28 protein-coding genes are annotated in these 26,194 nt (G+C 70.1%); 15 read left to right on the forward strand and 13 right to left on the reverse strand.

Annotated features, from left to right (window positions below; all coding sequences use genetic code 11):
• Positions 1-223: 223 nt before the first annotated feature.
• Both AB0J12_RS09260 and AB0J12_RS09265 read right to left on the reverse strand, forming a co-directional pair.
• A complete protein-coding gene (locus tag AB0J12_RS09260) occupies positions 224-445 on the reverse strand; it encodes a hypothetical protein (protein ID WP_363263608.1) in 222 nt (73 codons plus the stop codon).
• Positions 446-653: 208 nt separating this feature from the next.
• Entirely contained in the window at positions 654-1,739 is a 1,086-nt protein-coding gene (locus AB0J12_RS09265) for a DUF1152 domain-containing protein (protein WP_363263609.1), read from the reverse strand.
• A 197-nt stretch (positions 1,740-1,936) separates the two neighbouring features.
• Here AB0J12_RS09265 and AB0J12_RS09270 point away from each other — a divergent pair, with 197 nt between their 5' ends.
• From AB0J12_RS09270 to AB0J12_RS09280, 3 genes are all read left to right on the forward strand, one after another.
• Positions 1,937-2,167, forward strand: coding sequence for a hypothetical protein (locus tag AB0J12_RS09270; protein WP_363263610.1), 231 nt, complete (start codon positions 1,937-1,939; stop codon positions 2,165-2,167).
• Positions 2,168-2,501: 334 nt separating this feature from the next.
• Positions 2,502-3,620: a pentapeptide repeat-containing protein gene (locus AB0J12_RS09275; protein WP_363263611.1), complete on the forward strand. Its 1,119-nt coding sequence runs from the start codon at positions 2,502-2,504 to the stop codon at positions 3,618-3,620.
• A gap of 174 nt (positions 3,621-3,794) precedes the next feature.
• Complete coding sequence (locus tag AB0J12_RS09280) at positions 3,795-3,986, forward strand: hypothetical protein (protein WP_363263613.1); 192 nt, start codon at positions 3,795-3,797, stop codon at positions 3,984-3,986.
• Here AB0J12_RS09280 and AB0J12_RS09285 read toward each other — a convergent pair.
• The 3 genes from AB0J12_RS09285 to AB0J12_RS09295 form a co-directional block, all read right to left on the reverse strand.
• Entirely contained in the window at positions 3,947-4,180 is a 234-nt protein-coding gene (locus AB0J12_RS09285) for a YozE family protein (protein ID WP_363263614.1), read from the reverse strand. The genes AB0J12_RS09280 and AB0J12_RS09285 overlap by 40 nt on opposite strands.
• A 1,165-nt stretch (positions 4,181-5,345) precedes the next feature.
• The gene (locus AB0J12_RS09290) at positions 5,346-6,596 is read right to left on the reverse strand and encodes an XRE family transcriptional regulator (RefSeq protein ID WP_363263615.1); all 1,251 of its coding nucleotides are present in this window, start codon (positions 6,594-6,596) and stop codon (positions 5,346-5,348) included.
• 159 nt (positions 6,597-6,755) lie between these two features.
• The gene (locus AB0J12_RS09295; protein ID WP_363263616.1) at positions 6,756-7,091 is read right to left on the reverse strand and encodes a winged helix-turn-helix domain-containing protein; all 336 of its coding nucleotides are present in this window, start codon (positions 7,089-7,091) and stop codon (positions 6,756-6,758) included.
• 309 nt (positions 7,092-7,400) lie between these two features.
• Here AB0J12_RS09295 and AB0J12_RS09300 point away from each other — a divergent pair, with 309 nt between their 5' ends.
• The 5 genes from AB0J12_RS09300 (at position 7,401) to AB0J12_RS09320 (ending at position 12,724) form a co-directional block, all read left to right on the forward strand.
• Complete coding sequence (locus AB0J12_RS09300; RefSeq protein ID WP_363263617.1) at positions 7,401-8,210, forward strand: sigma factor-like helix-turn-helix DNA-binding protein; 810 nt, start codon at positions 7,401-7,403, stop codon at positions 8,208-8,210.
• Positions 8,207-8,746 carry an HNH endonuclease gene (locus AB0J12_RS09305; protein ID WP_363263618.1) on the forward strand — a complete coding sequence of 180 codons (540 nt, stop codon included), beginning with the start codon at positions 8,207-8,209 and terminating at the stop codon, positions 8,744-8,746. Before AB0J12_RS09300 ends, AB0J12_RS09305 begins: the two co-directional genes overlap by 4 nt.
• A gap of 80 nt (positions 8,747-8,826) precedes the next feature.
• Positions 8,827-10,422: an ATP-binding protein gene (locus AB0J12_RS09310; RefSeq protein ID WP_363263619.1), complete on the forward strand. Its 1,596-nt coding sequence runs from the start codon at positions 8,827-8,829 to the stop codon at positions 10,420-10,422.
• Between the two features lie 237 nt (positions 10,423-10,659).
• A complete protein-coding gene (locus AB0J12_RS09315) occupies positions 10,660-10,899 on the forward strand; it encodes a helix-turn-helix domain-containing protein (RefSeq protein ID WP_363263621.1) in 240 nt (79 codons plus the stop codon).
• A gap of 589 nt (positions 10,900-11,488) precedes the next feature.
• Positions 11,489-12,724, forward strand: a complete 1,236-nt coding sequence (locus AB0J12_RS09320; RefSeq protein WP_363263622.1) for a tyrosine-type recombinase/integrase — start codon at positions 11,489-11,491, stop codon at positions 12,722-12,724.
• Between the two features lie 78 nt (positions 12,725-12,802).
• On the opposite strand, the gene AB0J12_RS09325 is transcribed toward AB0J12_RS09320, so the two are convergent.
• Entirely contained in the window at positions 12,803-13,564 is a 762-nt protein-coding gene (locus tag AB0J12_RS09325; RefSeq protein ID WP_363263623.1) for a phosphoglyceromutase, read from the reverse strand.
• A gap of 156 nt (positions 13,565-13,720) precedes the next feature.
• Here AB0J12_RS09325 and AB0J12_RS09330 point away from each other — a divergent pair, with 156 nt between their 5' ends.
• Entirely contained in the window at positions 13,721-14,983 is a 1,263-nt protein-coding gene (locus AB0J12_RS09330) for an MFS transporter (protein WP_363263624.1), read from the forward strand.
• On the opposite strand, the gene AB0J12_RS09335 is transcribed toward AB0J12_RS09330, so the two are convergent.
• Entirely contained in the window at positions 14,958-15,440 is a 483-nt protein-coding gene (locus AB0J12_RS09335) for a DUF2000 domain-containing protein (RefSeq protein ID WP_363263625.1), read from the reverse strand. The genes AB0J12_RS09330 and AB0J12_RS09335 overlap by 26 nt on opposite strands.
• A gap of 50 nt (positions 15,441-15,490) precedes the next feature.
• Between AB0J12_RS09335 and AB0J12_RS09340 the strand changes: the two genes are divergently transcribed.
• The 3 genes from AB0J12_RS09340 to AB0J12_RS09350 all read left to right on the forward strand — a co-directional run bounded on the left by AB0J12_RS09340 (position 15,491) and on the right by AB0J12_RS09350 (position 17,646).
• Entirely contained in the window at positions 15,491-16,291 is an 801-nt protein-coding gene (locus AB0J12_RS09340; RefSeq protein ID WP_363263626.1) for an AraC family transcriptional regulator, read from the forward strand.
• Between the two features lie 28 nt (positions 16,292-16,319).
• Positions 16,320-16,976, forward strand: a complete 657-nt coding sequence (locus AB0J12_RS09345) for a class I SAM-dependent methyltransferase (protein WP_363263627.1) — start codon at positions 16,320-16,322, stop codon at positions 16,974-16,976.
• Between the two features lie 61 nt (positions 16,977-17,037).
• Positions 17,038-17,646 carry a hypothetical protein gene (locus AB0J12_RS09350; protein WP_363263628.1) on the forward strand — a complete coding sequence of 203 codons (609 nt, stop codon included), beginning with the start codon at positions 17,038-17,040 and terminating at the stop codon, positions 17,644-17,646.
• A 21-nt stretch (positions 17,647-17,667) separates the two neighbouring features.
• On the opposite strand, the gene AB0J12_RS09355 is transcribed toward AB0J12_RS09350, so the two are convergent.
• Both AB0J12_RS09355 and mshA read right to left on the reverse strand, forming a co-directional pair.
• Complete coding sequence (locus AB0J12_RS09355; RefSeq protein ID WP_363263629.1) at positions 17,668-18,222, reverse strand: YbjN domain-containing protein; 555 nt, start codon at positions 18,220-18,222, stop codon at positions 17,668-17,670.
• Positions 18,215-19,552 carry a D-inositol-3-phosphate glycosyltransferase gene (gene mshA / locus AB0J12_RS09360; RefSeq protein ID WP_363263630.1) on the reverse strand — a complete coding sequence of 446 codons (1,338 nt, stop codon included), beginning with the start codon at positions 19,550-19,552 and terminating at the stop codon, positions 18,215-18,217. Before mshA ends, AB0J12_RS09355 begins: the two co-directional genes overlap by 8 nt.
• Positions 19,553-20,128: 576 nt before the next feature.
• Between mshA and AB0J12_RS09365 the strand changes: the two genes are divergently transcribed.
• The 3 genes from AB0J12_RS09365 to AB0J12_RS09375 all read left to right on the forward strand — a co-directional run bounded on the left by AB0J12_RS09365 (position 20,129) and on the right by AB0J12_RS09375 (position 24,000).
• Positions 20,129-20,941 (forward strand): class I SAM-dependent methyltransferase, encoded by an 813-nt coding sequence (locus tag AB0J12_RS09365; protein ID WP_363263631.1) that lies wholly within the window; start codon positions 20,129-20,131, stop codon positions 20,939-20,941.
• A gap of 249 nt (positions 20,942-21,190) precedes the next feature.
• Positions 21,191-22,264, forward strand: a complete 1,074-nt coding sequence (locus AB0J12_RS09370) for an NlpC/P60 family protein (RefSeq protein ID WP_363263633.1) — start codon at positions 21,191-21,193, stop codon at positions 22,262-22,264.
• A gap of 416 nt (positions 22,265-22,680) precedes the next feature.
• Positions 22,681-24,000, forward strand: a complete 1,320-nt coding sequence (locus AB0J12_RS09375; RefSeq protein ID WP_363263634.1) for a fused response regulator/phosphatase — start codon at positions 22,681-22,683, stop codon at positions 23,998-24,000.
• A gap of 57 nt (positions 24,001-24,057) precedes the next feature.
• On the opposite strand, the gene AB0J12_RS09380 is transcribed toward AB0J12_RS09375, so the two are convergent.
• From AB0J12_RS09380 to AB0J12_RS09395, 4 genes are all read right to left on the reverse strand, one after another.
• Positions 24,058-24,390: a DUF2516 family protein gene (locus tag AB0J12_RS09380; RefSeq protein ID WP_363263729.1), complete on the reverse strand. Its 333-nt coding sequence runs from the start codon at positions 24,388-24,390 to the stop codon at positions 24,058-24,060.
• Positions 24,391-24,498: 108 nt separating this feature from the next.
• Entirely contained in the window at positions 24,499-25,104 is a 606-nt protein-coding gene (locus AB0J12_RS09385; RefSeq protein WP_363263636.1) for a hypothetical protein, read from the reverse strand.
• A gap of 78 nt (positions 25,105-25,182) precedes the next feature.
• The gene (locus AB0J12_RS09390) at positions 25,183-25,647 is read right to left on the reverse strand and encodes a helix-turn-helix transcriptional regulator (protein ID WP_363263637.1); all 465 of its coding nucleotides are present in this window, start codon (positions 25,645-25,647) and stop codon (positions 25,183-25,185) included.
• A 174-nt stretch (positions 25,648-25,821) separates the two neighbouring features.
• The gene (locus tag AB0J12_RS09395; protein ID WP_363263638.1) at positions 25,822-26,166 is read right to left on the reverse strand and encodes a helix-turn-helix domain-containing protein; all 345 of its coding nucleotides are present in this window, start codon (positions 26,164-26,166) and stop codon (positions 25,822-25,824) included.
• Positions 26,167-26,194 lie beyond the last annotated feature (28 nt).

The following is a 26,194-nucleotide window of genomic DNA, read 5'->3' on the forward strand; positions in this document are numbered from 1 at the left end:
CATCCAGTCGCGCGGCGGGCTCTTGTGCGTCCTCGAACGGGAAGTCGTCTTCCCCGAAGTCGGGGGCTTGGAAGGGGTTGGTCACCGGAGGCGGTGAGGCAGCACCGGAGGAGCGGGTCTGCGCCTCCGGGGCGGAGAACATCGCGTTCAGTTCGATGAGAGGACTCTCTTTCGTCACAGGCCCCTGGCGGGGCCTGGTGTGCCGTGACCGGGCACAGCGGTCCTACAGCTTGGTCATCTTGGCGTACGGGCTCAAGATCCGCATCTGCGCCGTACCGAAATCCACGAGCGCGGCGATCCCGTCCTCGACCCCGACCACCCGGCCGAGACCGTACATGTCATGGGTGACCTGGTCGCCCAGGGCGAAGTGCTTGGGCGCCGGCGCGACCGGCGCCTTGAAGGGGCTGGTCGGCAGATGACGCTTCTGTGCAAGGGGCTTCGTCATGGTTCAGTATGAACCCACGCACTCGCGATTCGCTGTGGCCACGGGCACAATCCGAACCGGGCACACCCACCGCACGCCGTTGACCTGGTCTTTCACGGCCGACCGAGCCAGAAACTCGTACGGCGACCGATCGGGGCGGGCCGCCGGCGTTGTACGGACCCGGTCAAAACGTCGGGCAGTTCAGCCGACGGCGACAGATCGCTGCCGGTCATGCCACGCGCCACAGGGGCGCGTCGTACTGCTCCGGTCGGCTGTCGGTGAGCAGGCGGCGCAGGGTTTCGTGCTGGGAGCTGTGGAGGTTCAGGGCCTCGGTGAGATGGCGGAACGTCGTGTGGGTGGCTCCGCGGTCGCGGGCCTGCGCCTCGAACCGGTCGAGCTGCCGCCATACGGCTTCGGCGTCCGGCTTCGCCGGAAGCTGGTCCCCCACCTGGGCGGCCGTGTCACGCTCGTGGTCGATCTCGGAGAAGCCGCAGATCTCGCGGCTGTACGCCTCGGCCTCGTCCAGAGCGGCGGTGGTCATGATGGCGCGGGCCAGGCGGTTGCGGTTCAGCGCTTCGTCCAGGTCCACTTCATGCACCCGCGGGCCTTCGTCGGTGAGAGCTACGGCAGGCCCGGCATCGCGCACCTCGCAGGCGCCCCGTACCCCTCGGGCCGTGGCGGCGAGCATCGCGGCTGCCTCGGAGGGGTGCCACGCGAGGACCGCGCCCATCCGTTCCACGTCGTCCGCGGTGAGGGTGTGGACGACGGGGCCGAGGACCGGGCGCAGGTCGTCCGGGGAGACTTCGCCGTCCAGCCCGGGGCCGGCGACCAGCAGGCGGATCGGCGCGTTCACCTGACAGGCGGCGGCCAGGGTGAGGGCATCGGCGAGAGGGCTCTTCAGCGTCGGCTCGTCACCCCGCGCGAGGATGTCGCCGCCCACGTCCAGGAGGTCGATCGACTCCGGCTCGAAGTGGCCGACCAGCTCCTCCAGTTGGCGCGTGACGCCTTCGGCGCCGTGATGCGGGTCGAGCAGCGCGACGGTGTGCGGGACCTCCGCGGCGAGCCTGGGGAGTGTGGAGTCCGCCGGGGCGACCGCCCGTGCCTCGGCCGGCACCGCCGACACGGCCGGGGTGATCTGCTCGAGGCCGATGAAGTCACGAACCTTTCGCGGGCCCGGCACCAGGCCGAGGAGCGGACGATCCCACGCGTACGTGAGGATCACCGCCGGGTCCGCGCCGCCGTACAGCCCCGAGCTGAGCATGGCGGCGGCGACCGCGTCGCCCCCACCTCCTGCTGCGACGATCAACCGCGTCATGTTTTCAGCGTACGGCGCTCCGCGAGACGGGACCCGGTCCGGCGTTCGGAAACGAAGGCAGCCCCGAGCGCGAGGGCCCGCCCCCGCCCGTGACGGGAATGCGGCGGCGGCCCGTGCCTCGGGGACATGAATCCGGACGGCCGTCCGTAGAGTCTGCGGCTGATCAAGGTCGGCTTGAGAAGACTCACGTGCACCCCATGGCAGTCGAACAACGCTTCCGGATGCGGGCGGACCGGCTCCAGGGCTGGGGCATCGGGCTCGTGGTCTGCGCGGTGCAATGCGCCGCCACCCGGGACTGGCCCAGGCCCTTGGCCGCCCTGGTGATCTCGGTCCCGCTCTCGGCCACAGGCGCCGCCCTGTTGACCGCCGGCACGGTCATCACCCGTCTCCGCCACCACGACGACGAACTGCAGCGGGCGAAGAAGTGAGACTGCCGAGGCCCACGAAAAACGCCCCCGATCCGCGCCGTGAGCGCAGGCCGGGGGCGTGATCGGTAACGCTTACTTCTTCTTGCCCTGGGTTTCGACCGCCCGGTTTTTGGGGCTGGTCAGGGGGGTGCTCACCTCAACTGACCTGCGCTCGAACGGTCGTTGGTGGTCGTTGTCTGTCGTTGCTGGTTGACCTCGGAGGTTCCAGACAGGTTCCGACTCGGGGGCCTCATGGCCTCTAGTACCTCGCGCCCGAAGTTCGTCGTCAGATCTGAGATCCCTCGATCGGCCGCTATGTTCTGCAGACCGCTGAAGTATGGCATTTCATGGGCTCATGACCCAACCGCAAGCCCAGCAGCGTAGAGGAGCATGGTGGTACGTCCTTACTGTCCTTGCTGGGGTAGCTTTATTCGCAGGTCTTCTGTTCTTACTCTGGCAGGCGCCATGGTATCTCGATCGGGTGCAGCTTGGTCGATTGGACGAAGCACCTAAGGCAACCGTTGTCTCTGGATTCCGAACCGCAATCGCTGCGCTCATGGTCGCATCCGCTGGAGCCGTCGGCCTTGTCTTCACCGCCCGATCGCTCCACTACACCCGGCAGGCTCTGGCGCACACCCGCGAACAAGATCAGGAACAGTTGCGCCTTACCCAGCAGTCACTCGCACTCACCCGCGAACAACATCAAGATCAAGCGAATCTCACTCGCGACGGACAGCTCAACGACCGTTTCGGAAAGGCGATCGAGTTGTTGGCTTCCAGCCGGCTCCCTGAGCAGTTGGGTGGCATTTACACGCTGGAAGCGATCATGAAGGATTCTCCAGATACCCAGCCCACGGTCGTGGAGGTATTGGCGGCATTCGTACGGCACCATGCTCCCGCCCCAGACGCAGTTTACTCCGAACACAGAGAAGCCAGGATCCGACCGCCAGAACACGTAAAGGCAGCCCTGATCGTCCTTGGTCGACGCCCTCGGCGCGACGAACCCTTCAGGGTGGATCTGCGCCGTACAGACCTACGCGGCGCCTATCTGGAGTTCGCTCATCTGGAGGGCGCGAACCTAGGTTCAGCGCGACTGGAGGGTGCATTTCTTAAGCAGTGCCAACTGCAAGGAGCCTGGCTTGGTGATACAAAGATGGACGATGCAGACCTGGAAGGCGCAAACCTGAAGGGCGCAGACCTCAAGGGCGCAGAAATGCACAATGCGCGAAACTTGGCAATCGATCAAGTGCTCGCCGCTCGCCCAACTGGGACCACGAGCCTTCCGCAGAGTTTCTCACGCGACAAAGCGTGGCCGAAGATGAAAGAACTCATGCTTCAGGTGGACAAAGACCAAGTCCCTCTTCACCCTCTGCGCGCGAGTGCAGATACAAGACAGATGCTGCGGTTCGACACCATGGACGATGCCGCGCAGGCAGGCCCCGAGGTCTCCGGCGGGGCGTCCGAGCCTCCGTGAGTCGTTAGGCCCGCTAACGATAGCGGCTCTGCTAGCGGGCACCCCTTACATTTGTGCCGCTATCGATAGCGGCAGGGGTTGCTAACGATGGCGACCCTGATAGCGACCAAAACCGCAGGTGACCAGGGCGTTAGCAGATAGCGGCCGATCGTCGCAGACCCCAGGAACGGCCCGATGCGGGCTCCCGAGAGGGTGGCCCGCGCTGCTATCGCCCGAGGCTCCCTCCGACCGGACGTGGCCGGAGAGCTGGCGGGGTACGCCGACGACCTGGACGCCGATCCGCTGCGGCTGGCGGCGGTGGAGGAGCGCCGGGCGGCGCTCACGGCTCAGGCATCGCTCTGGGCCGCCCGGTACGCCTCGTACTGAGTCCAGGCACGTTCGAGCGTCTCGATAGCCGCGTCGATGGCGCCGCGCTCTTCGAGGTAGTCAAGCTGGCCCTGCCTTCCCTTGCGTGAGGGCCAGTCGGGGTCAGTGGAGACGTCCCGCGCGAGATCCCCAATGGCATTGCGCTGATCGGTGTGGGTCTTCAACCATGCGGTGAAGCTCTTCGGCTTGGGCATATCAGCATCCTTCCGTCGTCGTGTCTGGGCTAACCCACGGGCCTGATCCGCTTGTCGCTTGTCTTGTCGCTTGTCGGCTCGCAGGTCAAAGCCTGTTCCGGGCTACCCCGCAGTGCGGTCCTGTCTCGTCACGACAAGACAAGCGACAAGCGACAAGGGCATCAGCGGCGCCGGCGTGCCCCGCAGAGGAAGGGCAAGAACGAACGGCCTACGGCCGCGCGCCCCTTGGCAGCTCGCTGCGCTCGCGCGACGACCACCGTCTGGGCGAAGGCCGTGGCGCCCCTCAGGACGTCTGACCCCCCTTGTGTGGGGCTTGGAGACCCTCGGGGGACTGAACGGCCGTCCATGGCCCCACCAAGTCGCTACGCGACGGCAGTTTCCACCCCCTTACGCGCGCGTGCGCGTAAGGCCCCCTCCCCGGAAACCGCAGCAACTTGGAAACCCGCAGGTCATGGGGCGGTTACGGGGGCCAACCGGTTGTCCGCCGCAACCGGCGCCTTCAACCGCTGCAATTCGGGCGGGATGGCCACCCGGCGTAACGACCGCGCCCACAAGCAAGAGGAGCACCACCGGGCGAGCCGTGCTCCTCTTGCTTGTGGGCGCGAGGGCGGCAATCCAGGGGGCGGCGGGCTCTCCCCCCACCTGGATTGCCGTCCTGTGGCCCTCCAGGGTGCGGACGGCAGGCTTGGGTGAGCGCCGTCGGGCCCGTTACGTTCTGCGCGGCTCACCACGGCTCCTCAGTAGCGGACGGTCGTTCATCCGCCCTCCTGAAGAGCCGTCCTTCACTCTCTTACTAGAGAGGGAAGGGAGATAGCGTCCGCAGCGTCCGCCGGGGCATCGCTCGCCCCGTCTGACCTGCACCGTTCCCTCGGACGCTAAACAAAATGTTTAGCGTCCGCCAGTGTCCGCAGCGTCCGGTCACCCTAAGCTACTAAGAGCGTGATTCGGCAGGTCAGGGCGGCTCTTAGAGGGGGCCGGGTGTGGACGCTGCGGACACTGGCCCCTCTGAAATGCCGAAGAGACCACTCCCGGCGGGCGGAAGTGGTCTCTTCGTCGGTCGCAATGAACTCGCCGGGAGCCGCGACGATGCTCGGGAGGCTCCGACAGCCGTCGCGCGCGAGCGCAGCGAGCTGCCAAGGATCGTGCCGGCCGTAGGCCGTTCCTTCTATTGCTGGGGCAGAAAGCCGGGCGCCATCTGTCCCAGCTCGTGCAGGTGAGCGAGGTAGCCCTGAGCGGCGGGCTCGGATGCGTACCGGCGCCGCACCTCTGCCGCCAATTCACGACTGGTCATGATCAGTGAAGGGACCGACCGGCGATCACCTTCAAGGGCGCGCTCCCCCATGATCAGTGCCTGCTCAAGGTCGCCTTCCCGCGCGGCCGTCACACCGAGCGTGACGCGTGCTTCCGCATTGCGCATGGGTGAGCGCTCCATGCCGTCGAAGTCCGTCCCCGCCCGCAGGACCTCCTCGGCCAGCGTCCGGGCCAGCTTGTCCTCTCCGACCAGGCGGTAGCAGTCCATCGAGTAGAAGTCGAACTTCGCCGGGTCCACTACGAAGTGGTTGTCCAAGTTCTCCGGGTGCGGCATGCCTTCAAGTAGGTTGCGCCCCCTGTCGAGCGCGACCTCAACTCGCCGCCTATCCCCGAGTCGGGCCCACGCCTTGGCCTCCTGCGCGGCAAGCTGCACGGCCACACCCTGATGCGCAGCCAACTCGGTTCCAGCCTGTGCCGCAGCGATGACCCCGCGATAGTCCCCCGTGGTGAGCGCGAACCAGGCTCGCATCTCGTGTGCCCATCCGGCGATTTCCGCATGGTCCGCCTCAGTTGCCAGCGACAGCGCGGCCTGCCGCGTCGACTCGGCAGCGTGCCGAGCGCCCGTGTCGTACTCCACGCATCCGACGAGAAGCGCGAGCCAGCCGGACAGGGCAAGCACCTCCCGGTGCTGCGAAAGCGTGAGGCTCTTCGAGTGCAGCTCTACAACGCGACGCAACCACTGTCGCCCCTCGATGAGGAGTTGTTCGCTCGGCATGAACGGGTACTCCGAGCAGAGCCGGTCCGTGGTGATCCGCAGCGCATCGAGCGTGGCCGCGTCAACGTCGGACCGGTTGAGGCGGCTCACGATCTCCAGCGTCTCCATACCGCTCGCGGCCAGGATCTCCCTGTCCCCATCCCGACGCGCCGGCGCGGGAAAGAGCGCGTGCGTCACGGTGCCGAACACAGCCGCGATGAGCGGTCGATAGAACTCGTTGGGGATCTGTCCAGACTCCCACCGCTTCCACTGCCGGATCAGGCTGTCATCTGCGGGAAGCTCTTCCTTCGCGTGGGCCCGGAGAGCCTTCACCGCGTCTCGCTGGGACCAGTCGCGAGCCGCCCGCTCGGCCGCGATGCGTCGCGCCCACGCGGGCCTGTCGTCGCTCATACGTCCTCCTCCGAGTGCCTACACGCTGAGTCTTGCGCCTCGCCCCCGGGGACAGGGAAGGGGACACCGCGGTGACACCGGACATGTCCCCAGCTCATGCATCCGCCCCCTCAATGTCACTTACGCCACACGCTCCGTTCCTCGCATGCTGGTGGCAGATCACGCACCACTCACGGTGGAGCGCTCTTCGAGTGCTTCCACCCGTTCAGCCAACGCCTGAATCAGGGAGCGGATTTCATTGATCTCGTCGCGCACGTCGTTTTGCGGAGCGGTCCCGTCGCCGACGAAGTTACCGAGGTTCCCGGCCGACACGACCAGCCCCTCGGACCGGAGCATGGCCAGCCCGTTTTGGATGGTCTGGCTCGCGTACCCGAAGCGGTCGATCAGCTCTCGCTGTGACGGGAGCCTGTCACCGGGCTTCATCCGCTTGATGTCTTCGCGAAGCGCGTCCGCGACCTGCACCGCTTTGGGCTTGGGCCCTCCTGTGACAGTCATGCTCTGAGCGTACCCACCACAGCGAACTAGTGCACACCACCTCACGAGGGTTGTGCACCACAGCAGACTAGTGCAAGCTAGTCATCAAGCGGGATGCTCCGAACAGGGAGTTACTTCCGCGAAAAGTCCTGGTCACGCCAGGAAAAGCAAGGAGCGGCCTCCACCGCCAAGCAGATAGCCGCTCCCTGACCCTCTAGGGGTAAATCCATCATGCCTGGAACCAAGTCGGAACGTCGGGCCAAGGGAACCACGTCTCGGGGCAACGGCCCTGGTGGGCGGAAGCTGGAACGGGGCGAGATCATCCCGCTCATGCCCAAGCAGACGGAGCGCCTGGCCGACCTGTACGAGGAGTTCGGCGGGGGCCGTCTGGAGCGCTACGCGGCCCGCAAGCTCATGAACTACGGCATGGACCGGGTCCAGGCCGTTGCGCTGGCCGACGACATCGCCCAGGACGTCTGGGTGGCCGTGGCCAGGGAGACGACCAAGCCGCTCATGGCGGCCGATGAGCTGAGCGCGGATGAGCGTCGGATCTTCCTCTTCGGCCGCGTCAAGACGGAGGTTCACCAGTACTTCCGCCGTGGGTCCACCTCTGAGTACCCCGTGGACTGGACGGACCCGGTGACCTGCAACAACCTGTGCCCGGTGCTGCCCGGCGGCTGCGCCCGCACGGTGCTGCCCGCCTACCTCGACGCGATGGTGTCCGCGCTCCCGGAGCGCGAGCGGGAGGCCCTGCTGCTGCGGGTGGAGGGCATGCCCATGCGGCGGCTGGCCGAACACCTCGGGGTTAGCTACCCGACCGCGAACCGGCTCGTGGAAACCGCCCTGCTGCTGATCCAGATCGACAACCCGGAGCTGTCGGCCGACCCGGTGCCGGTGGAGTCGCTGCCCGAGTGGGAGCGCACGGAGCTGGCTCACATGAGCGCGGCTCAGCGCGCGGCCCTGCTGCGCATGGACGAGACCTCCCGCCGGGCCCTGCTGCTGCACGTGGGGCAGGGGCTGAACATCACGGAGGTGGCCCGGCGGCTGGACGTTCCGCGCTACCAGGTACTTCCGGTGCTGGGTGCCTGCGCCACGGCGCTGCGCTCCCTCACGACCGACGACATGGAGCAGGCGGCATGAAGCACCACCTGAACTCCACGAAGCGCCGCCTGCGCAAGGAACAGCTCACGCGCCGCCACGGGCAGCGCTGCGCTTACTGCCGTCGGCCGTTCGCCAGCCTGAGTGAGGCCACCCTCGACCACGTCGCGCCGCTCTCGCTGTGGCGTACATGGTCGGTCACCTCGCTGGTGCTGGCGTGCCTCGACTGCAACCACCGCAAGGCCGACCGCTTCCCGCTCTCGCTCGCCCTGGTCCTGCTGGCGTGGGTCGAACCGACCCGGCCAGTCGTCCGCCCGGTCGACCTGCCGCTGTTGGCCCGACTCGCACACGCGCAGGAGACGGCGTTCACCAGCGTGACGACCCGCGTCACGCCCGGCGTCACACCCCGACTGACGGCCGTCGGACCGGCCGATTCGACCGGTGCACGGTCGACCCCCCACCTGAACGGATCGACCCCGCACCGCCCCGTCCAGAGGGCCGGACGGCCCGACTGCCTGCACGCGCCCCGCCCGGTGCGGGCGTGCGCAGGCCCGACCGGAGAGGCGGTTCCCACGTGAACGAGGTGAACACTCGGATGAACGGATCGACCCGACCTGTGAACGGCCGGGCGAGGCCCTTGAACGAATCGACCCGGCCCGTGAACACGACCACCGACGGGGTGAACGCTGGCGGCGGGACCGTGAACACCCGTCGGCCGGTCGTCCCGAGCGGGGGCGGGGAGGGCGGCAAGCAGCCGCCGGCCGCCGCGCGGATCGTGGCCATGGCGCGCGAGGAGTACCGGTTCGTGATGTCCACCGACGGCCGCCCGTACGCGGTCGCCCTGGGCGGGGCGAACGTCGCCGTGCCGCTGCGGGGCAAGGCAGGGCTCAGGCAGCGCCTCGCGCGCCGGTTCGCGGACGCTTACCCGGGCGAGGTGGCCGCACAGTCCGCGCTCGCGGACGCCATGACCGTGCTGGAAGGCATCGCTGAGGACCACGACCCGGTGCCGGTGAACTTGCGCGTAGGGCGGGCACCGGACGGCGCAATCGTGGTCGACCTCGGCAGCGCCGACGGCCGCGCGGTGGTGGTCTCCGGTCTCGGCTGGCAGGTCGTAGACCGCTCGCCGGTGCTCTTCCGCCGCTCCGGCGCCATGGCCCCGATGCCCGTGCCAGTGCTGGACGGGGACGGCCTCGCCAAGCTGCACGCGCTGCTGAACATGGACGAATCCGCGTTCCATCAGCTTGTGGCGTGGCTGGTTGCCGCGTGGATTCCCGACATCCCGCACCCGGCCATCGTGTGCAAGGGCGAGCAGGGCACGGGCAAGTCCAAGGCCGCGCAGATGTTCATCAACCTGGTCGACCCGTCCCCGGCCGCCAAGCGCAGCCAGCCGCGGGACGAGAAGGCGTGGTCCCGGCAGGCGTTCAGCTCATGGGCCCTGTGCCTGGACAACGTGAGCACGATCCCGCCGTGGCTGTCGGACACCCTGTGCAAGGCGGTGACCGGTGACGGCGTGGTAGACCGCGCCTTGTACACCGACGATGACGTGGTGGTCCTCACCTTTAAGCGGGTGCTGGCCATGACCACGATCGACGCGGGAGCTCTCGCCGGGGACCTGGCCGAGCGCGTGCTGCTGCTGGACTTGCAGCTCATCGACTCCCACCACCGCCGTTCCGAGGAAGAGTTGGACGCCACCTTCGAGGCGGTCCGTCCGGCCGTGCTCGGGGCCCTGTTCGATGTGCTGGCCTGCGTGCTCGCCGTGCTCCCGTCGGTGCGGCTGGAGTCCATGCCGCGCATGGCCGACTTCGCCCGCGTCCTCGCGGCCGTCGACCAGACGCAGGGCTGGCGCACGCTGGACGACTACCTCGCCACGTCGGCGAATGTCGCCACGGACGCGCTGGAAGGCGACCCGTTCGCGATGGCCATCGCCGCCCTGGTCGACCAAGCGGGCACCTGGCAGGGCACAGCCGCGCAATTGCTCGAAGCGCTGCCCGTGCCGGGCCCGGTCCGGCCGCCGACCTGGCCCAAGGATGCTACCCGCGCCGGCGGACGCGTGAAGCGGCTCGCTCCGCTACTGCGGTCCATCGGCATCACGGTGGACGACACGCAACGTAGCCGCGACCGGCACCGGCACAAGCTGCTGATCCTCTCCCGCGGCCCCGGCGACGGCCCGTCAGCGTCCGCACCCGACCAAGGCTCTCTGTGGCCGGAGGTGGCCCCCACGGGGCAGGGCAGAACCCTGCCTGACCAGTCCTGACGTAGCCGGAATACCGCCGGGCCGGGCCGCGCATCAGCGGCCGGACACGTCCAACACTGCGGACGCTACCGTCCAGCGTCCGCACTAGCGTCCAAGTCCTGCACCCGCTCTGAACTGCCGTAATACGGCCGTGCGGACGCTAGGACGCTGCGGACGCTGAAATACAGCAACTCTCTAGGACGGCAACCGGCACCACTCCCACGCACCGCCCGACAGACACGAGGAGTCACCAGCGCCATGGCCACCACTGAGCCGACCGACCCCCGCGCCACCCTGCGCGGCGGCCTCCCGGACCGCTACCTCACCCCCGAAGACCTGGTCACCATGTTCAGCCTCCCGAGCGTCGAAACCGTCTACCAGTGGCGCCGCAAGCGCATCGGACCGGCAGGCTTCCGAGTCGGCAAGCACCTGCGGTACGACCCGGCCGCCGTCCGCGCCTGGGTGACCGAACAGACCGTCCTCGAAGACGCCGCCTGACCCCTCCTCCCGACGGGGAGGCACCGCTCACCCGACTGGGGAGGCGGGGAGAACTCCCCAACCGCCTCCCCGGCCTGCACTCCCCGCACTGACCAGTGCAAACAGCGCTTCGGGGAGGCGGGGAGGCATCGCCGGAACACCCCGGAAACCGGCCCCTGGAGGCCACCCGGAGTCCCTGTATCCGGCTCCCCGCCGGGCCCCTGCGACCGCCGCGCGGGGCAGGGAGGCACCGCCCGCCGGCCAAGGGAGGCAGGGAGAACTCCCTCACCGCCTCCCTGCCCCGCCTCCCTCTACCTGACCAGCACAGACACCCTTTCAGGGAGGCAGGGAGGCATGGTCCCGGCACCCCCGAAAACCCACTCAGGAACCGCCCCAGCACCCCCTGTCTCCGCCTCCCTGAAACCTCGCCAGAGCGCTGCTACCGGTAGCAGCCACACCCGCTACCGGTAGCAACCCCGCTAGCACCTCAAACCCCCAGTGATCAGGCCTCTAGCAAGTAGCGGGCCTGGCTCACCACACCCCAAAACCGACCGAAGAGCCACCCTTCGGCCCTCCCGCTCCCTGCTACGCCGAGAAGGAGACAGCCCTCATGGCTGGCCACATCTTCGACCGCTGGATCAAGACCACTACCGACGCCGACGGCAAGACCGTCCGCGTAAAAACCGACCGTTACGGCACGGGGATGCGCTACCAAGCCCGGTACCTCACGCCCGACGGCAAGCGAAAGAACAAGTCCTTCCCCGACGGACAGAAGCGCCTCGCCGAGCAGTGGCTGAGCACCATGCAAGCGGACGTAGCCCGCGGTGACTTCATCGACCCGAACGCGTCCCGTACGACGTTCCAGGAGTTCGCGGAGAAGTGGCTCGCGAGCCAGAGCGGCGACCCCAACACGCGTGCGTCGATGGAGTCTCAGCTCAAGCTGCACGCCTTCCCGCGCATCGGGGCGCGCCAGCTCGGGTCGTTCCAGCCGAGCCACATCCGCGAGTTCGTGACACAGCTCGAAGAGACCGGCATGTCCGGCTCGTACGCCCGCGTCATCTTCTCCAACGTTCGCGCCGTGCTCTCCGCCGCTGTAGAGGACGGATGCCTACGCCGGAACCCCTGCCACTCCCGCACGGTGACCCCGCCGGCCATGGGCACGCGCCGCGTCGTCCCCTGGGAGCCTGAGCGCGTCTTCGCCGTACGCGCCGCCATGGTCGAGCGCTTCCGGCCCATGGTCGACGTGGGGGCAGGATGTGGCCTGCGTCAAGGGGAAATCCTCGGCCTGTGCGTCGAAGACATCGACTTCGACAGCGGCACCCTGCACGTGGTGCAGCAACTCAAGCTGAGCTTGAGCAAGCCTGTGTTCGCACCCCCGAAAGGCGGCAAGCTCCGTGACGTCCCTCTGCCCGATCCCGTCGCGGAGGCACTACAGGAGCACATCAAGCGGTTCCCGCCTGTGGAGATCAAGCTCCCGTGGATGCGGGCGAACGGCCAGCCGGTGACCCGGCGGCTCATCTTCACGGGCCCCAACGGTGGGCATGTCTGGCGAACGTCCCTGAATGAAGACCACTGGAAGCCCGCGCTCGCGAAGGCGGGCGTCATCCCCAAGGCCAAGAGCCGCGAGCACGCCGCCGCCCGCGAGCACGGCATGCATGCCCTGCGGCACTTCTACGCGTCCGTTCTCCTCGATGCGGGAGAGAGCATCAAGGCACTCGCTGAGTACCTCGGGCACTCCGACCCGGGGCTGACGCTCAAGGTGTACGCGCACCTCATGCCGAGCAGTCGGGACCGGGCCCGGAAGGCTCTCGGCAGGGCACTCCGGCCTGAAGATCACTCGGGCTGAGGTTCCAGGGAGGTTCCAGGGCGTGAAAATGCCTCCCGCCCGCGCCGAACGCGCAGGTGGGAGGCATGATCACCAACCCTACTTCTTCTTGCCCTGGTTCTTCACGGCCTCGATCGCCGCCGCGGCCGCGTCCGGGTCGAGGTACTTGCCGCCCGGGGTGACCGGGTTGAAGTCGGCGTCCAGCTCGTAGTAGAGGGGGATGCCGGTCGGGATGTTCAGGCCCGCGATGTCGGCGTCCGAGATGCCGTCCAGGTGCTTGACCAGGGCGCGCAGGGAGTTGCCGTGGGCCGCGACCAGGACCGTGCGGCCGGTCAGGAGGTCGGGGACGATCGCGTCGTACCAGTACGGGAGCATCCGGATGACGACGTCCTTGAGGCACTCCGTGTCCGGGCGCAGCTCCGGCGGGATCGTCGCGTAGCGGGCGTCGTGCGCCTGCGAGAACTCCGAGTCCTCCGACAGCGGCGGCGGCGGGGTGTCGTAGGAGCGGCGCCACAGCATGAACTGCTCCTCGCCGAACTCGGCGAGGGTCTGCGCCTTGTCCTTGCCCTGCAGGGCGCCGTAGTGGCGCTCGTTCAGGCGCCACGAGCGGTGGACCGGGATCCAGTGGCGGTCCGCCGACTCCAGGGCGAGCTGGGCGGTGCGGATCGCGCGCTTCTGGAGGGAGGTGTGGACGACGTCGGGGAGCAGACCGGCGTCCTTGAGCAGCTCACCGCCGCGCGTCGCCTCCTTCTCGCCCTTCGCGGTCAGGTTGACGTCCACCCAGCCGGTGAACAGGTTCTTCTCGTTCCACTCGCTCTCGCCGTGGCGGAGGAGGATCAGCTTGTACGGTGCGTCGGCCATGAGGACGAGCGTAATCGAAGGCCCCTGGGCGGCGGCGTGGCCTCTCGCACCGCGGACAGTTGACGGGGTTTGTTAATCGAGTGGTTTCCCCGGCATCGGCTTTGTAAGTTGCGATTACCTGTTGCGCCGCTTACATCCCACGGGGGGATCTCCGCCATGCCGTCTGCCGCACTGTCCGACCTCAGACGTGCCGCCCGGGAGTCCGTCGCGGGACTGCCCCGCGCCTTCTGGTGGCTGTGGACCAGCACCCTGGTCAACCGGCTCGGCGCCTTCGTGGCCACCTTCATGGCCCTGTACCTCACCCTCGACCGCGGCTACTCCGCCTCCTACGCCGGCCTCGTCGCCTCCCTGCACGGACTGGGCGGCGTCGTCTCCTCGCTCGCCGGCGGGGTCATGGCCGACCGGCTCGGGCGGCGGCCCACCCTGCTCATCGCGCAGACCGCCACCGCCGCCTCCGTCGCCCTGCTCGGCTTCATGAGCGATCCCGTCGCCATCGCCGCTGTCGCCTTCCTCGTCGGGATGGCCTCCAACGCCTCCCGGCCCGCGGTGCAGGCGATGATGGCCGACATCGTGCGGCCCGAGGACCGGGTGCGGGCGTTCTCGCTGAACTACTGGGCGATCAACCTCGGCTTCGCCGTCTCGTCCATGGCCGCCGGTTTCATCGCCGAGGTCAGCTATCGGGCCGGCTTCCTCATCGAGGCGGGGATGACGCTGGTGTGCGCGATCGTCGTCTTCCTCAAGCTGCCCGAGTCGCGGCCCGTGCAGAGCGCCGACGGACCGAAGGCGCCCGACGTCGGCCTCGGGACCGTACTGCGTGACGGGCGGTTCATGGGTGTCGTCGGGCTGTCCTTCCTCGTCGCGCTGATCTTCCAGCAGGGCTCGGTCGGCCTGCCCGTCGCCATGGGCACGGCCGGCTTCACGCCCGCCGACTACGGGCTCGCCATCGCGGTCAACGGCGTCCTCATCGTCGTACTCCAGATCCCGGTCACCCGCTTCATCGAGCACCGCGACCCGCGGCGACTGCTCGTCGCCTCCTCGCTGCTCGCCGGGTACGGCTTCGGGCTCACCGCCTTCGCCGGGTCGGTCGGCGTCTTCGCGCTCACGGTCTGCGTGTGGACCCTCGCCGAGATCGTCAACGCGCCGACGCAGACCGGTCTCGTCGTACGGCTGTCGCCGATGCACGGGCGGGGGCGCTACCAGGGCATGTACACGCTGTCGTGGTCCGTGGCCGCGCTGGTCGCGCCGCTGATGTCCGGTGCGGTCATCGACCGGTTCGGGGCTGTGTGGCTGTGGGCGATCACCGCGGTCGTCGGGACGGTGGCGGGCGCGGGGTACGCCGTCCTCATGCGGCGCCTGCCGCGCGAGGAACCGGCGCCGGCGCCCGCCGTCCAGGTCAGGGATGCATCCGCGACCCCTTGAGCACCTTGTCCACCGCGTTGCGCGGCCCGTAGACCGCCAGCCCCACCAGGTCCAGCTCAGCTGTCGGCACCACGCGGACGGCCGCCCGGTTGTCGCGGTCGTTGCCCGTCGTGAACAGGTCGCTCGTGAAGACCGCCCTCGGCAGCGCGCGGGAGAGCACGCGCGCGTGGGCCGCCGTCAGCGTCTCCTTCGTGCCCTCGAAGACCAGCACCGGCTGGCGGAACATCGGCAGGTAGTCCACCCCGTCGGCGTCCTCGTACGGCTCCCCGATCACCTCGGGGAGCCGCGTGCCGAGGCCGCTGACCAGGAAGGCGGTGACGTTCAGGCGCTGCCAGGACTCCAGGTCCTCACGGAGCAGGACGGCGATCTTGGTGTCGAAGCGGATGTCGGAGCCGGAGTCGGTGCCGGTGTCGGAGTGGCTGTCGGAGCGGGTCGGTTCGGCGTCGTTCATGGGCATGGGCATGAGACTCGCCGACGTCGTACGGGCCCGTCTTGTACGTTCTTTGCATGGCCGCGCAGCGTGAGGTGTCCGCGTGGCGGCCCCGCGTCCCCGGGGTCGTCGAGGTCTTCCACGCGCACTTCACCGAGTACGCCTACCCGATGCACGTGCACGCCGCGTGGACGCTGCTGATCGTCGACGACGGCGCGGTGCGCTACGACATCGAGCGGCACGAGCACGGCACGCTGCGCGACACGGTGTCCCTGCTGCCGCCGCACGTCGCGCACAACGGCGCCCCCGCCACCGCGGACGGCTTTCGCAAGCGGGTCCTCTACCTCGACTCCTCCCGGCTCGGCGAGGACCTGATCGGGGCGGCCGCGGACTCCCCCGACCTGCGCGATCCGGTGCTGCGGCGGCGGGTGGGGCAGGTGCACGCAGCGCTCGCCCGGCCCGGCGAGGAACTGGAGGCGGAGAGCCGGCTGACCCTCGTCGCCGAGCGGCTGCGCGCCCATCTGCGACCCCGGCTGGAGACCGAGGCGCGTCGCCCCGACCCGGTGCTCGCCCGCCGGCTGCGCGAACTGCTCGACGCGCGCGTGCCCGAGGGCATCACCCTGGAGGAGGCGTCGCGGGTGGTGCAGGCCCATCCCGCCCACCTCGTGCGCGCGTTCAGCGGCGCCTACGGCATCGCGCCGCACCAGTACCTGACGTCCCGGCGGGTGGAGCGGGCGCGGCGGCTGCTGCTGGAGGGGCAGCCGGCGAGCGCGGTCGCGGCCACCGCCGGGTTCTACGACCAGGCCCATCTGACGCGCCAGTTCCGGAAGTTGGTGGGAGTGACGCCGGGTAAATACGCTATTTTGCGCCATGGTTGAACGCCGTACCCTTCCGTAGTCTGCGCTCATGGACTGGCATGCGTGGCACGACGCGTACGACGTACCCGACTCCTATCTCGGCCGCCGTCTCGCCCTCGTCCAGGAGCGGGTCCGGCACGCACTCGACGAAGCGCCGCCGGGTCCGCTCACGGCCGTCAGCCTCTGTGCCGGGCAGGGGCGGGACCTCATCGGCGTACTGGCCCGGCACCCCCGGCGGGCCGACATACGGGCGCGCCTGGTCGAACTGGACGAGCGCAACGTGCTGTTCGCGCGCGCGGCGGCCGCGGCCGCCGGTCTGGACGGGGTCGACGTGGTGTGCGGGGACGCGGCGCTGACCGACCACTACACGGCCTACGCACCGGCCGATCTGGTGCTGCTGTGCGGGGTGCTCGGCAACCTCACCGACACCGACATCGAGCGCACCCTCGACCACTGCACGCAACTGTGCCGCAAGGGCGGCACGGTGGTGTGGACGCGGACGCGGCACCACGAGACGAACGTGTGCGCATGGCTGGAAAAGCGTGGCTTCGATCCCGTGTGGGTCTCCAGCGCGGACATTCCCTACGGCGTCGGCGAGCACCGGTTCACCGGGGAGCCGGGGGTGTTACCGCCCGGGCGGCGCATGTTCACCTTCGTCGGCTACCACGTACTGCACGGCAACCTCTTCCCGGACGCGGGGAGTTGAGGGCTCGGCGAGATCGACGGAAGCACTCCTTCCGGACGTGTGTTCGGATAACGTTCCGGCCATGGATGACACACAGGACACCCGCACGTCCTCCACGGCCACCTCCCGGCGCGCCCGTCGGGTCACGACCGCCGTCGCCGGGGCGGCGGCCCTGGTCACGCTCGCCGTCGGCGCAGCCCTCGCCGCCGACGGCGACGGCGGCTCGACCCCGCCCACCGCGTCGTACAGCACTCCTGCGGACACCTCCGGGGGTGACAGCGCGGGTACGGGCGGAGGGACCGGCGGGGGCGACAGCGTCGGCGTCGACTCCGGGGGGACCGGCTCGGGTGGGGTCGACTCCGGTGGCGTGGACGGCGGTTCCGTCAGCGGGTCCGGTGGCGTGGACGGCGGCAGCGTGGGCGGGGGTGGCGACGGCGGTACCGGCGGGTTGAGCGTCGGCGGTGGAGACGGCGGCCCGAGCCCGACGTCCTCGCCCGACCCGACGACGCCGCCGGACACCAACCCGCCGAGTCCCACGCCGTCGGCCCCGGTCGACCTGGACGAGCTGAACCGCAAGATCGACGAACTGAACCGCAAGGTCGATCAGTTGCCGACGAAGAAGGACCTGGCGGACGCGCTGCGCGCGCTCGCCGACGAGCTGGACAAGCCCAAGCCCGAGAAGACCAAGTAGGTCACTCCGGTCGCTGCGAGGTCACTCCGGTCGCTGCGTGAGGTGGGCGAACGCCTCCAGGTTGCGCGTGGACTCGCCGCGGGACACCCGCCAGGCGTACTCCTTGCGGATCGCGGAGGCGAAACCCAGCTCCAGCAGCGTGTTGAACGCCCCGTCGGCCGCCTCCAGGACCTGGCCCAGGAGGCGGTCGATCTCGTCGGGGGTCACGCAGGCCAGCGGCAGCCGTCCGGTGACGTACACGTCGCCGTGGCCGTCGACGGCGTAACAGACGCCGTACAGCTTGAGGTTGCGCTCCAGCAGCCAGCGGTGGACGCCGGCCTCGTTCTCGTCCGGGTGGCGGACGACGAAGGCGTTCAGGGACAGGGAGTGGCGGCCGACGATCAGCGAGACCGTCGTGGACAGCTTGCGGGTGCCGGGGAGCTTGACGACGAAGTGGCCGGGCTCGGGGCTCTCCCACTCCAGCTCGGCGTCCTTCAGGGCGTCCTCGACGACCTGCGCCGCCGCCTTGTGTGCCTCGGCCGCATTGCGTGCACCAGCTGCCTTGTCTGCATCTGTCGCCTCGTGTGCGTCACCCATGGTGCGAGCGTACGCGACGGCGGTGCGCCTGCAGCGCTGCCGTGTACACGTCGGCGGTGGCGGCGGCCGCGGTGTCCCAGCCGAAGGACTGGGCGTGCCGGGCGGCGGCCCCGCCGAGGCGCGGGGTGAGCTGCGGGTCGTCGGCGAAGCGCTCCAGTACGCGCGCGTACGCCGCCGGGTCGTGCCCCTGCACCAGGAAACCGGTCTCGCCGTCCCGCACCGCGACCGGCAGGCCGCCGACGGACGCGGCGAGCACCGGCGTGCCGGTGGCCTGCGCCTCTATGGCGACCAGGCCGAAGGACTCGCTGTAGGACGGCACCACCAGCACGGACGCGGCCCGGAACCAGTCGGCGAGCTGCTCCTGGCCGACGGGCGGGCGGAACCGTACGACGTCGGCGACGCCGAGGCGCGCGGCGAGCTTCTGCAGCCCCTCCGGCTTGGCGAGGCCGCTGCCGCTGGGGCCGCCGACGACGGGCACGAGGATGCGGGAGCGCAGGTCGGGGCGCTCGTCGAGGAGGGCCGCGACCGCGCGCAGCAGGATGTCGGGGGCCTTCAGGGGCTGGATGCGGCCGGCGAAGAGCGGGATCAGCGCGTCCTGGGGCAGGCCGAGGCGGGCGCGGGCGGCGGCGCGGCCGTCGGCGGGGCGGAAGCGGCCGAGGTTGACGCCGGGGTGGACTACGGCGACCTTGCCGGGGTCGGCGGCGTAGTGGTGGACCAGCTCGTCGGCCTCCTCGGCCGTGTTCGCGATGAGCCGGTCGGCGGCGGAGACGATCTGGGTCTCGCCGATCACCCGGGCGGCGGGCTCGGGGGTGTCGCCGTCGGCGAGGTTGGCGTTCTTCACCTTGGCCATGGTGTGCATGGCGTGGACCAGGGGGACGCCCCAGCGCTGGGCGGCGAGCCAGCCGACGTGGCCGGAGAGCCAGTAGTGGGAGTGGACGAGGTCGTAGTAGCCGGGGCGGTGGCCGGCCCAGGCCTGCATGACGCCGTGCGTGAAGGCGCAGAGCTGGGCGGGCAGGTCCTCCTTGGCGAGGCCCTCGTAGGGGCCGGCGTCGATGTGCCGCACGAGAACGCCGGGGGCGAGCTGCACGGTGGGTTCGAGGCCGCCGGTGGTGGCGCGCGTGAAGATCTCGACCTCGATGTTGATCGCGGCGAGGCGCTGCGCTAGCTCGACGATGTAGACGTTCATGCCGCCGGCGTCGCCGGTGCCGGGCTGGTGGAGCGGGGAGGTGTGCACGGAGAGCATGGCCACGCGGCGGGGCCTGCGGTGCAGTCTGAGCCGTGCGGCGGCGGACGGGGAGCGACGCCCGAGCCTGCTGACGTAGTGGCTCACGTGGCGATCCTCCTTGCGGGCGGGCATGGTCCTCCGAGGGGGGAACATCGGGGGGCGGGTTCCCATTCCTGCGGGATGGATTTTGCCTGGGCGTTACCGGGTTCGGGTGAACCGGGTGGGGGGTGGGGGCGTCGGGGGGTCGGGGGGCGTCTTTCGGGTGGGGCGTTCGTTGTGGCTGGTCGCGGGTGCCTGTGCGGGTTTCGTTGTGGCTGGTCGCGCAGTTCCCCGCGCCCCTTTTTGTGCCTGCGGCGGCCCGTTGCTGTCCGGTGGCCGGTTGCTGTCGCGCCTGCGGTGCGTTGTGGGTCGGGGCCGGGGTGGGGGGTGTCCGTCCTCGGTCCGGCCAGCCGTTTCCGACGCCGGTGCCGTGTCTCGGTGCCGGCCGCTGCGGGCGGACACCCTCCACCCCGTCCCCTCCCCGCCGTACGCGGGTGCAGCAACGCCGTGGCGCGCGCCTTGACCCGCTCAGCGCGGGCGGGCAGTCCGGTCCTGCCAAGCCGTGGGCATGCGTGCCTCCCCCAAGCCGCACCGGCGCCACGCAACGTTGGGCGTGCAGGCCGAGCGCATACCCTCGTACGTATGAGTTCCCGTGCGTCGACCCGTCCTGTGGGCACCGTCACGCGGGGGACTACCAATCCGAATCGGTTGCGGCGGATGGACCGGTGGATCGCGGCCGTGCACGGGGCCGAGCTGCGGCGGGGCGTGGATCCCGTCGCTGTCGACCTGGGGTACGGCGCCGCGCCGTGGACCGCGGTGGAGTTGCTGACGCGGCTGCGGACGGTCGCGCCACGCGTGCGTGTCGTCGGGGTGGAGATCGAGCCGGCCCGGGTCGCGGCCGCGCTGCCGTACGAGCAGGACGGGCTGGTCTTCCGGCACGGCGGGTTCGAGGTGCCGGTGCCCGGGCGGCCCGCGCTGATCCGTGCCGCCAATGTGCTGCGGCAGTACGACGAGGGCGAGGTCGCCGACGTGTGGCGGCGGCTGTGCGCGCGGCTCGCCCCGGCCGACGGTGGTTTCGGTGGCGGGCTGCTGGTGGAGGGGACCTGCGACGAGATCGGGCGCCGGCACGTGTGGGTCGCGCTCGGGCCGGAGGGGCCGCGCACGGTCACCTTCGCGACCCGGCTGGGCTCGCTGGAGCGTCCTTCGGATCTCGCGGAGCGGCTGCCGAAGGCGCTCATCCACCGCAACGTTCCCGGTGAGCCCGTGCACGCCTTCCTGCGGGACTTCGACCGCGCCTGGGCGGCCGCCGCTCCCTACGCCTCCTACGGCGCCCGGCAGCGCTGGATCCGCACGGTGCGCGCCCTCACGGCCGACTGGCCGGTCGTGGACGGGCCGGTGCGGTGGCGGCAGGGTGAAGTGACGCTGGCGTGGGCGGCCTTGGCCCCCCGTCACTGATTCCGGGCCTGTGACCTGCGTTCCCTTGGGGCGCGTCACTTGATCGGGTGAGTCTCGCCGCGGGTGGAACGATCTCCGGGGGCCGTACGTCGAACGGGCAGGGAGATCGTCTCGGCCGGCTGGGGGGCCGGACCATGCGGGGCTCGGGGGCCAGGAAGCACTGCCTCTGTCGCTTTTCGCACGGGCATGGCACGATCCCTGCGGCACCGATAAGTTACTGACGGTAAATCAGATTTGGGGGGATGGAGTATGGCAGCGGGCAAGCGCAGTCTGATCGCGGCGGCAGTGACCGTGGTCTGCGCCGTCATCGTGCTGGCGGCACCGGGCACGGCCTTCGCGGCCCCCTCCCCCACCCCGACGCCCTCCGCCTCGCCGGCCGTACCCGCGAGCAAGGACCTGGAGGCCGTCCGTCAGCGGCTCGAGAAGCTCTACCACGACGCGGCCGTCGCCACCGACGCCTACAACGCCGCCGAGGAGAAGTCGCAGCAGCAGTCCGCGCAGATCGTCGAGCTCACCAAGAAGATCGCCCAAGGACAGCAGCGCCTCGACCAGTTGAAGGACCGGGCCGGCGCCGCGGCCCGCGCCCAGTACCGCACGGGCGGACTGCCGCCCGAGGCGCAGCTGGTGCTCAGCGACGACCCGCAGCAGTTCCTCGACGGCACCCGGCGGCTGATGCAGGGCCAGCGCGCCACCAAGGGCATGCTCGCGGAAATGGCGCGCACGCAGGAGGACTTGAAGCAGTACGCCGCGGACGCCGCCGAACGCTGGCGGCAGCTGGAGGCGAACCGCAAGGCCAAGGAGGCGGCCAAGCAGAGGATCACGCAGCAGGTCTCGCAGGCCGAGAAGCTCGAGTCCCAGCTGGAGGCGAAGGAGAAGGCGCGTCTGGCCGAGCTGGAGCGGCAGGCCGCGGCCAAGGCGCAGACGGCCTGGCTTGACACCGGGATACTCAAGGACGTCAAGACCGGCGCGAGTGAGCGGGGCCGGCAGGCCGTGGCCTTCGCGACGGCACAGATCGGCAAGCCGTACGAATGGGGCGCCGAGGGCCCGCGGACCTTCGACTGCTCCGGCCTGACGTCTCAGGCCTGGGCGCACGCCGGGCAGCCCATCCCCCGCACCTCGCAGGAGCAGTGGGCACAGCTCAAGCACGTCGACATCAAGGACATGCGGCCCGGCGACCTGATCATCTACTTCGGCGACGCCAGCCATGTCGGGATGTACGTCGGCGACGGCACGGTCGTGCACGCCCCGCGCCCGGGGCGCACGGTGACCCTCACCGGGGCGGGCACGATGCCCATCCTGGGCGTCGTGCGACCGGACATGTAGCCGACACGTCGGAGTGGGCACGGGGGGGCGCATGGAGTGGGCACGGGGAGTGGGCTCATCCAGTCGACCGGGTGCCGCACGGGCTCACCTGGCGTCCGCCGCGGGGTACTCGGAGCGCCCTCCGGGTGGCTGCGTGACCTGCGGCACGGGCGCCCAACGCCCCTGTAAGGCCCGTCACGTGACCCACCGCACGTCGATCAAGGGGCCAACCCCCTGCCGACGTGACGTTCGTCATCCCCTTTCCGCGTCCCGCCTGTCCAACTGCGGTACGGATCGCGGCATATGACGGCGGCCTCCTGCCGAGCGACGTGCCTCACACCATTCCTTTACCGCGCTCCCACCCGCTATGGTCCCGGTCGGTGGATCGAGGACCCTCGCCCACCATGCCCTCGGGGGGAGGGAAGGAACCCAAGACAATGCCCGTACCCGTACCGCGGCCCAGGGCGATCCCGGCCGTGGAGAGTGGTCAGGCGCCGGCCGCCCGTGGAGGCGGCCCCTCCAAGGAAGAGACCCCGCGCAAGGAAGCCACGGTCGACAACGCCGCCACCACCCACCACAACCTCACACTGCTGCTGATCGAGGACGACCCCGGCGGTTCGCCGATCGTGCCCGATCTGCTCGACTCGGCCGGCAAGCCGATCCGCGTGCGCACCGCCCGCAACCTCACCGAGGCCGAGCGGCTGCTCACTGACGACGTCCACTGCATCCTGCTGGACCTCGCCCTCCCGGCGCCCGGCCGGTCCGCCGACGCCGACGGAGACCACGACGAGCTGGCCGTGCTCAAGCACGTGCTGCAGCTCGCGCCCCGGCACGCCGTGCTCGCGCTGACCGCGTCCAACGACGCCGAGCGCGGCGCGGAGGCCGTGCGCGTCGGCGCGCAGGACTACCTGTTCCGCGACGAGCTGGACGGGCGGCTGCTGAGCCGCGCGATCCGCTACGCCGTCGAGCGCAAGCGGTCCGACACGGCCGAGCGCAAGCTCGCCGAGGGCCGGATGCGCGCCCAGGAGAACCGCCGGCTCGAGCGGGGCCTGCTGCCCACGCCGCTGCTGGACGGCTCCTCGCTGCGATTCGCCGCCCGCTACCGCCCCGGCCGCTCGCGCGCGCTGCTCGGCGGGGACTTCTACGACACCGTCCGCACCCCGGACGGCACCGTGCACGCCATGATCGGCGACGTCTGCGGGCACGGCCCGGACGAGGCGGCGCTCGGCGTGGAGCTGCGTATCGCCTGGCGGGCGCTGACCCTGGCCGGGCTGTGCGGCGACGAGCTGCTGGGCACGCTGCAGGAGGTGCTGGAGCACGAGCGCGGCGACGACGAGATCTTCGCCACGCTGTGCACGGTGGACATCGCGCCGGACGGCCGCCGCGCCGGCCTGTGCCTGGCGGGCCACCCGTCCCCGCTGCTGCTGCGCCCCGGCGCCCGGCCGCGGCTGCTGCCGTACGACAACAACGGCCCCGCGCTCGGTCTGCTGCCGGGTGCGCGCTGGCCGCGGATGCATGTGGACCTGGGCGCCGAGTGGAGCCTGATGCTCTACACCGACGGCCTGATCGAGGGCCGGATCGGCGAGGGCCGCGAGCGGCTCGGTCAGGACGGCATGGTCGACATGGTCGCCCGCCGCTACGCCGAGGGCCTGCGCGGTGAGGATCTGATCCAGCGGGCGGTCACGGAGGCCCGGGAACTGAACGGCGGCGAGCTGACCGACGACGTGGCGGTGGTCCTGCTGGACCGCCTCACCTGAGTCCGACTCGTCCGGAGTCCGACTCGTCCGGGTTCCCGGGGCCCCGGGGAGTGGGGGCTACCGCCCCCCGTTCCACGGGCCGTAGGGGCCGTCGCTGCTGGAGCCGCGGCCTCGGCGGCGGGGGCTGACCTGCTGGAGGGCCGGGCGCGCGTCGACGAAGAAGACGATGGAGGCGACGAGGCCGGCGAGCTGGAGGAAGAGGATCGGCACCAGCAGGTTCACCGCGACCGCGATGCCGAGGATGATCAGCCAGAAGCCCTTGTTCTGCTTGTCGGCGGCGCGGTAGGCGTCCTCCCGGAACAGCGCGGCCATCACGAAGGCCACGACTGCCATCGCCAGCATCGCGAGGTACAGCAGCCACATGAACCCCGCGAAACCCTGCATCAGCACAACGTCCACCACCTGAGTCGGCTCGTCGATACGCGGTCACCGTACCCGTAGAACGGGCCGGACACCCCCAGGGTGCCCGGCCCGCGGAACTGCCGCCCGTGACTCCGCCTACTCGGCGGAGGGGGTCGTCTTCTTCGCGGTGGTCGTCTTCTTGGCCGGGGCCTTGCGGGCCGCCGCCTTCTTGGCGGCCAACTCCTCGGCCGACGGCTGCGCCGTCGTACCGGCCGGCTTGACCTCGACCGGCGCGGCCTTCGGCTCGGGGTCGGGCTCGACGGCCACCGCGAGGTCCACGACCTCGTCGGCGGCCTGACCGCGCCAGGTCTTCACGGCCTGCTCGCCGTGCTCGGCGACCTTCTCGTAGGCCTCACGGGCCTTCACGGCGTACTCGGCGGCCACGCCGACGCCGCGCAGGGCGAAGTCCTGGGCGCTCTCGCCGATCTTCTTCAGGTCGCCGTCGAGGGAACCGATGAACTCGGTGACCTTGGTCTGGAGGGTCTCCTGCGTCTCCTTGACCCGGGCGGTGGCCCGCTCCTGGACGACCTTGGGGTCGGTGTTGCGTACGGCCTCGAAGCGGGCCGGCGCCTGCTCGCGCAGCTGCTCGACCAGGGCCGGCACCTTCTTGGCCTGCTGCAGCGCCAGATCGGCGGTACCGGCGGCGAAGTAGAGCGGGGTCGGGTCGCTGAGGGTCTTGCGCAGGTCGTCGGTGATGGCCATGGTGAGGGTCCTCCCGGAATTCTTTTCGGATGAGGGTCTGTGTGGTCCGCAGCCGGCGGCCGGGTCTCCCTGGTCCGGTCAACCGGCCGTCTGCTGCGGTCCCGCGTCGTGTCCGCCGACCGTGCGGGGGTCGTGTACGTCGGCGTCGCCCTGGCCGGCCGGCTCGGCTCCGTCGGCGCCGCCGAACCCGTTCTCCTTGCGGAACGACTCGTAGATCTGCAGCAGCACCTGCTTCTGCTTCACGTTGAGCGAGGGGTCGGCGAGAAGGGCCGCGCGGGTCGCGCCTTCCCGGAAGCGCTCCTCCCCGTCCCGTTCCGCGTCGAGGATGCCGGCGCGCACGTACAGCGTCTCGGCGGAGATCCGCAGCGCCTTGGCGACCTGCTGGAGCACCTCCGCGCTGGGCTTGCGCAGCCCGCGCTCGATCTGGCTCAGGTACGGATTGGACACCCCGGCTGCCTCCGCGAGCTGCCTGAGCGACAGCTGCGCGTTGCGCCGCTGCTCGCGCAGGTACTCACCGAGATTGCCGACGTTGAGCGATGCCATGCCTCCACCTTGCCGCACCGCGCTAACTATTGCAAGCAACCTGCTTGCAAGCGTGCAACGGCGTGTCGGAGCGGCGCCACCGCCGCACCACAGGGGCGCGCACCCGGGGCGCGTACCCACTTTTTTGTGGGTACTTGGCAGCGCCGCCCGCTCCCCCGAGGCTGGACGACGTGATCAGCGGGCCTGAGCGAGCCGGTCCAGACGGCGGTGGCCCCAGTTCGAGAGGGGGGTCAGCGCCTCGGCGAGTTCGCGGCCGACGGCGGTCAGGGAGTACTCGGTCTTCGGCGGCAGGACGTCGTAGACCTCGCGGCGGACGAGGCCGTCCTCCGCCATCTCGCGCAGCGCCTGGGTCAGCACCTTCTCGGTCAGGCCGGGCAGCCGGCGCCGCAGCTCTCCGGGGCGCTGCGGGCCGGCCTCCAGCAACCACAACAGCGTCGACTTCCACTTGCCGTCGATCACGGCGAGCGCGGCGTTCACTCCGCAGGACTGCTGGTCCGGCGTGGTCCGTTTGCTGGTCACCCTTCCCACTTTGTCATGAACTGCCATT

Source organism: Streptomyces sp. NPDC049915 (assembly GCF_040656475.1).
Taxonomy (GTDB): Bacteria; Actinomycetota; Actinomycetes; order Streptomycetales; family Streptomycetaceae; genus Streptomyces.